General features: G+C 43.3%; 7 protein-coding genes. 3 read left to right on the forward strand and 4 right to left on the reverse strand.

Features of this window, described 5'->3' with window-relative positions:
- Positions 1 to 63: 63 nt before the first annotated feature.
- From PHP90_RS06350 to PHP90_RS06365, 4 genes are read right to left on the reverse strand one after another with little or no spacing between them, the layout of a single operon-like run.
- Entirely contained in the window at positions 64 to 1497 is a 1434-nt protein-coding gene (locus PHP90_RS06350; RefSeq protein ID WP_299926997.1) for an efflux transporter outer membrane subunit, read from the reverse strand.
- Positions 1490 to 4621 (reverse strand): multidrug efflux RND transporter permease subunit, encoded by a 3132-nt coding sequence (locus PHP90_RS06355; protein WP_299927000.1) that lies wholly within the window; start codon positions 4619 to 4621, stop codon positions 1490 to 1492. Before PHP90_RS06355 ends, PHP90_RS06350 begins: the two co-directional genes overlap by 8 nt.
- 2 nt (positions 4622 to 4623) lie before the next feature.
- Entirely contained in the window at positions 4624 to 5754 is a 1131-nt protein-coding gene (locus PHP90_RS06360; protein WP_299927003.1) for an efflux RND transporter periplasmic adaptor subunit, read from the reverse strand.
- Positions 5751 to 6212, reverse strand: a complete 462-nt coding sequence (locus PHP90_RS06365) for a MarR family transcriptional regulator (RefSeq protein WP_299927007.1) — start codon at positions 6210 to 6212, stop codon at positions 5751 to 5753. Before PHP90_RS06365 ends, PHP90_RS06360 begins: the two co-directional genes overlap by 4 nt.
- Positions 6213 to 6363: 151 nt before the next feature.
- Here PHP90_RS06365 and PHP90_RS06370 point away from each other — a divergent pair, with 151 nt between their 5' ends.
- From PHP90_RS06370 to PHP90_RS06380, 3 genes are all read left to right on the forward strand, one after another.
- Positions 6364 to 7158 (forward strand): polysaccharide deacetylase family protein, encoded by a 795-nt coding sequence (locus tag PHP90_RS06370; protein WP_299927010.1) that lies wholly within the window; start codon positions 6364 to 6366, stop codon positions 7156 to 7158.
- Between the two features lie 49 nt (positions 7159 to 7207).
- Positions 7208 to 8068: a hypothetical protein gene (locus PHP90_RS06375; protein ID WP_299927013.1), complete on the forward strand. Its 861-nt coding sequence runs from the start codon at positions 7208 to 7210 to the stop codon at positions 8066 to 8068.
- 56 nt (positions 8069 to 8124) lie between these two features.
- The coding region (locus tag PHP90_RS06380) for an aminotransferase class I/II-fold pyridoxal phosphate-dependent enzyme (RefSeq protein ID WP_299927017.1) at positions 8125 to 8666 on the forward strand (542 nt) is incomplete at its 3' end.

Consider the following 8666-nt stretch of genomic DNA (forward strand, 5'->3'; position numbering starts at 1 on the left):
CTAAATTTAATGCCATGCTACTGCTGCAAAAAAGCAGCAGTGCTGAGGATCGGGTAAAATGTTTTAGCGCCCCGCAGGAAGAAGATTGGGTAAGGGAGGTATTTGATCCTGATTCCATCCCCCTCCCAATGCTTTATAAAGTGCAATGGTCGAAGTAAGTGCATTTTGTTTGGCAATGAGCAGCTGTTGAGAAGCTTGCAGCCATTGTTGTTGGACAAGGAGCATATCACTGTAGGCGATCGTGCCGACTTTATAGCGTAGTTTACTCTGCATCAGTGCTTTTTGGATTGCTGCAGTGCGTGCCGTTTGATAGGTAATTTGCTCTTTAGCTTTGGCGGTTTGTCCGATAGCATTATCCGTATCGTTAAAAGCACTTACTATGGTTTTCTTATAGATGGCAAGGGTCTGGTTCCGATCGGCTTCTGCGGTTTTGATTTGTCCTGAAATCAAGCCTGCAGAGAAAATAGGGATACTGATCGACGGTGTTAGTTCCCATATCTTTGCTGGATTGGAGACAAAGTTGCTCAGTTCCATACTTTGAACCCCTAACATACCTGTTAGTTTGATACTTGGGAAGTATGCGGCGCGTGCAACACCGATTTGAGCATTTGCCGCAACTAGGTTTTGTTCTGCTGATGCAATATCCGGACGTTTGTTCAAAATATCGGAAGGTAAAGATGCCGGGACGTCAGGCAGGAGGATTGTATTTATGTCTGATACGGTAACTCTTGACGGATTGCGTCCCAATAAGAGATTAAAGTTTGATTCTTCAGATATTTTAGCGGCTTCAAGCTGGGAGAGCGTTGCTTTAGCGTTTTCCACTTCCGAGAGAGATTGGAGTAAAACACTCTCTGCAATAACACCGTGTTTGTACTTAAACTCATTGAGGTTTGCAATCTCCTGCGTAACAGAAAGATTTTCACGTGCCAAATCAATTTGTCCTTGGATGGAGGAGAGTTTGATATACGATGCCGCTACATTCGATGCTATGGAGATTTTAAGCGTTTGCGAAGCATATTCAGTGGAGAGGAGTGTTGCACGTGCCGCTTCGTTCGCACGGCGTACTTTACCGAACAAATCAATTTCATAGCTAACTAACGAAAGAGAAGATGCGTAGGTAGATGTAATCCCTTCACGAAGTTGATAGCCACCGCTAGAGGCATTATCTACCGACTTTCGGTCTAATGATCCGTTTGCGTTGATTTGTGGGTATAGATACGATTTCGCTTGATCGAATTTTCCTAAAATTGCATCTACAGAGGCTTGGGAAGCCTGGATGTCATAATTTGATATGAGGGCATTTTCTACAGACTGTGTCAAAACGGGATCATTAAACTGTTTCCACCACTGTGTATCGATCGTACTCATAGCTGTTTTGTTAACATCGTTATAGATAAATGTTTCGGGAGCATTCACTTCAGGACGTTCGTAATCGGGACCGATTGCACATCCTCCTAGTAGTCCTGCGAGGATGAGTGAGAGGGATATTCTATTCATGAATGACTCCTTTGTCCGGGGCAATTTTTTCTTTGATGGTTGAAACCCAATAATACAAGAAAGGGATGAAATAACGCTCGATAAAGGTTGCCGCCAGCATACCGCCAAACATGGCTATCCCTATCGAGAAACGTCCGGCTGCTCCGGCACCTGAACTGAAAATCAGTGGAAGCATCCCCGCTAAGAAAGCAAACGAGGTCATCATCATAGGACGATAACGAAGACGTGCCGCTTCCATTGCCGAATCGTAGATACTTTTACCCATATGGCGCTGTTCTTCAGCAAACTCGACGACCAAAATCGCATTTTTGGCTGAGAGAGCAATAAGGGTGAGTAACCCAATTTGGAAAAAGACGTTGTTGTTAAGAAACGGAATAAGCCATACTACCGTATAAGCCCCCATAATACCATACGGTACGGCAAGCATAATAGAGATAGGCAATGTCCATCTCTCATACAGTGCCGCAAGGATTAAATAAACCATAACCAATGCAAATGCCATAATCATTAATGCTTTTGAACCGACGAGTTTCTCTTGGAGATATAACCCTTCCCAATCGTAGCTCATGCTAGAAGGGAGTATGGTGTCCCCTTTATTTTCCAAAATCTTGATGATATCGCCTGAACTGTATCCTGGAGCAGGAGAACCCATAACGGTAGTACAGAGAACACCGTTAAAATGCTCAATGGATGAAGGTGCACTGGACATTTTGGCCGTAACAACCGATGAGAGCGGTACAAGCTGACCGCTAGAAGAACGAACCCATGCACGTCCGATGTCTTCAGGCGTTGCTCTATAAGGCGAATCCGCTTGCATTTGTACCCAGTAGGTTTTACCGTTTTTGTCAAATTGGTTAACGTACATCGCCCCGATCGTTGATTGAAGTGTTTGGTACACATCACTGATAGAGAGCCCCATCATTTTAGCTTTTTCACGATTCACTTCAATTGATAGTGTCGGAGTATTAATGTTCATCGTTGTGATCGGATTTTTGATACTTGGGTCGTTACGCAAGTTACCGACAAAATCATTCGTTGCTTCGGCAAGTTTTTTAAAATCATTGCTACCCGGCTGTAACAATCGCATAACGAACATATCTGACGGTCCCATACCTCGGATAGGCGGCGGCGGCATCGCAAATACTTTTGCCTCTTTGATACTGCCGTATTTCGGCCCCAATGATCCGAGAATACCGAACACTTTGAGTTCTTTGGTCGTTCGTTCATCCCACGGTTTTAGCCGCGTAAAGACAACGGCAGAATTCGGTTCTTGAGAAAAGGTGAGGATATTGATTCCGGTAATAGCGGTAAATTTGGAAACCCCTTCTTGTTGAGCTAAAATCGCTTCTACCTGTTTAACCACTTCTAGGGTACGATTGGCCGTTGCTCCGTCAGGAAGGTTAATACTGGTAATAAAATACCCCTGATCCTCCATCGGTAAAAAGGCAGTTGGCAGTGTTTTATGGAAAAAACCGATAAAAAAGTAGGTTGAGAGGTAGATGACTAAAAATATCAACGATTTACGGATCATGAAGCCGGAACGACGGACATAGTTGTCGGTCATTTTTCCGAAAGCACGGTTAAACCAACGGAAAAAGGCTGCAGGTTCTTTTTCATGATGTTTGAGCAGCAATGCTCCGATAGCAGGGGCAAACGTTAATGCCATGAACCCTGAGAAAACAACGGAAATGGCGATAGTTGCTGCGAATTGTTTGTAGAGTTGACCGGTCATCCCGCCCATAAACGTAGCAGGAATAAAGACGGCACACATAACCAATACGATTGCGACGACGGGACCTGAAATCTGTCCCATCGCTTTGATTGCCGCTTCTCGTGGAGAGAGTTTTTCGTGTTGGAGTATCCGCTCCATATTTTCAATGACAACGATGGCATCATCAACAACAATTCCAATGGCAAGAACCAGCCCGAAAAGGGTAAGGGTGTTGATCGAATATCCCAACAGATACATACCGATAAAGGCTCCTGTAAGTGCGATCGGGATTGACATGATCGGGATCATCGCAGCTCGGGAACTTTGCAGAAAGAGGTAAATAACCATACTAACCAAAATAATAGAGGCTAGAAGAGTAAAAAGGACCTCTTCAATCGAGATTTTAACGAAATCGGTCGTATCATAAGGGATATCGTATGCGATTCCGTTAGGAAACTTTTTGGAGAGCTTTTCCATTTTGGCCGCAACGGCAGCCGAGGTATCGAGTGCATTTGCATTGACATCGGCAAAAACACCGATCATCGCTGCAGGTTTTCCGTTCACCCGCCCGAAAAATTCATAGTTTTGGCTTCCGAGTTCAACACGGGCAACGTCTCGTAAACGGATCATAGACCCGTCACCTTTTGCCCGAACGATGATATTCTGGAACTCTTCAGGAGTTGAGAAACGCCCTTTTGAAGTGAGCTGCATTGTCCACATCTGTGCATCATCGGTAGGGGCTTGTCCCAAACGTCCCGGAGAGACTTGAAGATTTTGATCCTTGATTGCAGCAGCAATTTCAGAAGTACTTACCCCTAAAGATGCCATTTTGTCAGGATTGAGCCAGACACGCATCGCATAATCACGCTGCCCGAAAATCTGTGAACGTCCTGCTCCGGGGATTTTTTTGATCTCATCGATGAGGTTAGCCGAAATATAGTTACTGATTTGGGTTGAATCATAGCTTCCATCCGGTGACGTGATTGCAACCAATAACAAAATATCAGATGTTTTTTTCTGGACGGTTACTCCTAAATCACGAGTCGTTTGGGGAAGTTGTGCGATTACAGAGTTGATTCGGTTTTGGACATCGACGGCTGCCAGGTCTTGGTTGACACCGATATTGAATGTACAGGTAATTGTGGCAGTTCCAGGAAGGGCTGCTGCTTTCGAAGACATATACATTAAACCATCTGCACCAGAGATTTGAGACTCCAGCGGGGTGAGAATATTGTTCGCAATGGTTTGTGCGTCAGCACCCGGATACTGTGCCGTAACGACAACGGTAGGGGGTGTTAGATTCGGCAGCTGTGAGATAGGTAGCGTTTTAATCGCTACAAATCCTAGCAGCATGATAATCATCGCAATAACAGCCGATAGAATAGGGCGGTTGATAAAATATTTACTAAACATAATTATTTCGTATTCGGAATCACTTCCGCTCCCGGTTTGAGTTTAGGAAGTCCGTCTGCCGCAATTTTGTCTCCTGCATTGACCCCGCTCTCTATAAGAATGTTTTCGCCTACCCATTCTCCAGCAACAACCGGTTTTGGAGTTACAGTGTTGTTTGCTTCAATTCCGTAGACAAATTTCCCTTGCGGACCGGTGAGAAGTGTTTTTTGAGGAATGTACAAGGCGTTATTCCATTCCATTCCTTTCACTTTTACATGAACAAATTGTCCAGGTAGAAGTTTATGGTCGCTGTTGTCAATCACGGCACGATACGTGATATTTCCGGTAGTTGAATCAATGAACGGTGCAATGAAATTGATTGAACCTTTACGGGCTAATGTTGTTCCGTCGCTGAGGGTCAATTCGATTTCGTATTTTCCGTCTTTAGGAGCGGTGAGTTTACCGCTGGCAATCGCATTTTGTCGGGCAATTTTTTCGTTTTCGCTAAAGGTAAAGTTGACGTACATCGGATCGGTTTGATAAACGGTTGTCAGCAATCCGTTTGCTCCCGCAGCTACGTATGTACCGACATCCATTTTGGATTTATCGACAAAACCGCTGATCGGAGAGGTGACGGTAGTATAGCTGAAATTGAGCTTGGCTTGGTCGAGTGAGGCTTTTGCCGCGGATACGGCTGCAGCGGTATTTCGCTCATTTGCGACAGCCGTATCCAAATCTTGTTGACTCGCGGCATTTGCATCAGCGAGAGGTTTGATACGGTTTAATACTGCTTTCGCATTGGTATAGTTGGCGGATGCGAGCTCATAGGCTGCTTTGGCACTATCAAGGGAGTTTTTCAAGTCACTCGGATCGATAACAAATAAAGTTTCCCCTTTTTTGACAAAGGACCCTTCTGTATATGCACGTTTTTGGAGATAGCCGTTTACCCGTGCAAAAATTTGTACGGTATTAAACGCCTGTGTTTGTCCGGTTGCTTGTAAAACAGCAGGAAAATTGCCTGTTTTGACTTCGGTTGCGGTTACTGGGACCGGACCTTCCGGCGGTTTATCCATTCCGGCTGCTTTGGGACGTTCACATCCGCTTAATGCGAGCAATAAAACAGATGATAGGGCAAGAGAAGAGATGCGATTCATTCGGATTCCTTTGTAGTGTAGTTTAGTGTTAGGCACATTTGTTTTAAGACACGCAGAGTGATGGCGAGTTCTTCCGGATCGATTCCTCGATGGAGATCGCATGTTGCTTGAGCTAAAACATCCATCGTCGGTTTTTCAAGATCGATTCCCTGGGGGGTCAGAGTGACGAGATTGCATCGCTTATCCTGACAATCGGTCGCTCTTTGTATAAGTGAACGTTTTTCCAAACCTGCGATTAGACGTGTGACACTGGTTTTGTCTTTGCCGACGAAATCGGCAATATTTTGTTGGGTTGAACTTCCTTCTTTCCATAAAACGACCATCACTTTGAACTGCTCGATCGTCATATCGATTCCGTGAAGAGCGAGTTGACGAGAGAGATAGTTTCGTGCGGCCATAGCGGAGAGATTAGTTAGACATCCCAGCGACTCTTCAGTAGGGCATTCGCATCGATTCATAAATAAACTCCTGAATAGTTGCATATACAACTAATTGTGCGAATTGTAGGATAACGAGACTGATATGTCAAGAGAAATTTGTTAATAATATGAATGCATGACTTTCGATTCAATGCGTTATAATCCGAGCAATTTTTTTAGGGTGGTTTGTATGTTTCGTTTTGTGTTGGTTTGGATGGTATTTATCAGCGGGTTATGGGGTGTTACGATCGATAAGAAAGTCCCTATTCTGTGCTATCACCGTTTTGGTACTGAGGTTGTCGATTCTATGACGATTAAAACTTCCGCATTTAGCGAGCAGATGGAGTGGCTTAAAACAAACGGTTATACGGTTATCCCTCTTGATACGGCAGCTGCATATCTGGAAGGAAAGGTTAAAGCGATCCCTGCAAAATCGGTTGTTATCACGGTCGATGACGGGCATAAGAGCGTTTATACCGATTTGGCTCCGATCGTCAGAAAATACAAAATTCCGGTGACACTGTTTATCTATCCGAGTGCTATTTCCAATGCCAAATATGCGATGACGTGGGATCAGCTGCATGAACTCGAATCGACAAAACTTTTCCATGTGGAGTCCCATACATACTGGCATCCGAATTTCAAACATGAAAAGAAAAACCTCTCACCCGAAGAGTATGCCAAGTTTGTCGATAAACAGCTCGGCGGTGCGAAGAAAAAACTCGAAGAGAAGATGGGCCATCCGATCAAATATCTCGCATGGGTATTCGGTATTTACGATGATGCATTGCTCGTTGATGCTAAAAAAGCAGGCTATGAAATGGCGTTTACAATTGATCGTCGTCATGCTGCTTCGAGTGCTAACATAATGGCTGAGGGTCGCTATATGGTAATTAGCAAACACACGATCAAAGATTTTGAGCACATGGTGGACGGGAGTGAAGATCGGATGCCTAAAGATAAAAAAGAAGTTATTGCGTATTGAGTTGTTATAATATCTAGTTTAAAAAACTAAATAATAACGGAAAATAATTTTGAATCAAGAGATTACTATACCTAAGAGACCGTGGACGATTAAATGGGCAGTAGGAATTTTAGTATTTTTCACCATTATAGGTAATATTTATGCTATGTCTGAAGGTAGGATGAAGCCTGTTTCATTTATTGGTGCTGCTGCAATAATGATTTCTATTTTTGCGATTTGGCAAGGAAGAAAATGGGGCAAAAATCTTTTATTTTTATATTTTATGCTCTTTTTACCGTTGCTCATATGGCTTACTGGAATATGGATGATTTCACCTGAGTATCATTGGCGATTTAGTTTTAAATATGTGTATGCCTTGGTCGGAACAGGAGCGCTTGTACTATCCGTATTTATGACGTTTATGAAACCATCAGATGAATGGTTCGCTTCGATGAATGGAGAACAATTTTATGAACAATCGCAACGGTCATGGCATTTTCAGCTTACTCTGATTGTGATCTCTATAGGACTTGGTTTTGTGCTAATAACATTAAATGCTATGTTGGTGGATTTTCATACTATAGAAAAACAACTAATGATGAATGCTTCGACTTATTATTCAAAGCTTGCCGTCTTATTGACTTTTGAAAGCCTTAATTTTCTCGTTGGAGCAATGGTGGCATTATTTCCATTTGCATTGATAATGGGATATTGGAAGAAAGAAAATATATTTTTTATGACCCGTTTAATAACCATGGGGGCAATATTGCCTGTATTGGCTTTTCCAGTCGGTAAAACACTTTTTCTCTTTGGTGTGTTTTTCTTTTCTAAAGTTTTGATTCTCGGAGTTGTCACATATTTCGGATTACGCTTTGGAATGTGGACCGCGCGTTATTTCAATACATTAAGAGTGCCGATAGAGATAAAATAAAATACAGCCTCACAACGCTATAATATATCTCTTAATTCCATTACAAAGACTGTCCTTTGCATTTTGAACCGTATCCATTTGAAAAACTGACTCAACTTTTAGAGGGGATCACCCCGAATCTTGCATATTCACCTATCGCATTGACCATCGGTGAACCGCAGTTTGAGACCCCTGCATTTATCCAAAAATCATTAGCAAAGCATTCCGAAGAGCTTCGCCGTTACCCGAAAACGGCAGGAGAAACATATCTAAACGACTCGATGCGCGGTTTTGTAGAGAGCCGTTTTGGTGTCAAGCTCAAACCCAATGAATTGATCAGCAGTTTCGGGACACGGGAAGTGCTTTTTAATTTTCCACAATATTATCTGTTCGATAAACCCAATGCGGTGATGGCCTATACAAATCCGTTTTATCAGATTTACGAGGGTGCGGCCATCGCGTCGCGTGCTAAAGTTATTCATCTGAATCTGACCGAAGCAAATGGATTCAAACCGATCATCAACGAGACAGAGTTAGCGGAATGCGATCTCGTGATTTTGAACTTCCCGAACAATCCGACGGCATCAGTCCTCACTCTTGAAGAACTGGGTATATGGGT

Source organism: Sulfuricurvum sp. (assembly GCF_028712165.1).
Classification (GTDB): Bacteria; Campylobacterota; Campylobacteria; order Campylobacterales; family Sulfurimonadaceae; genus Sulfuricurvum.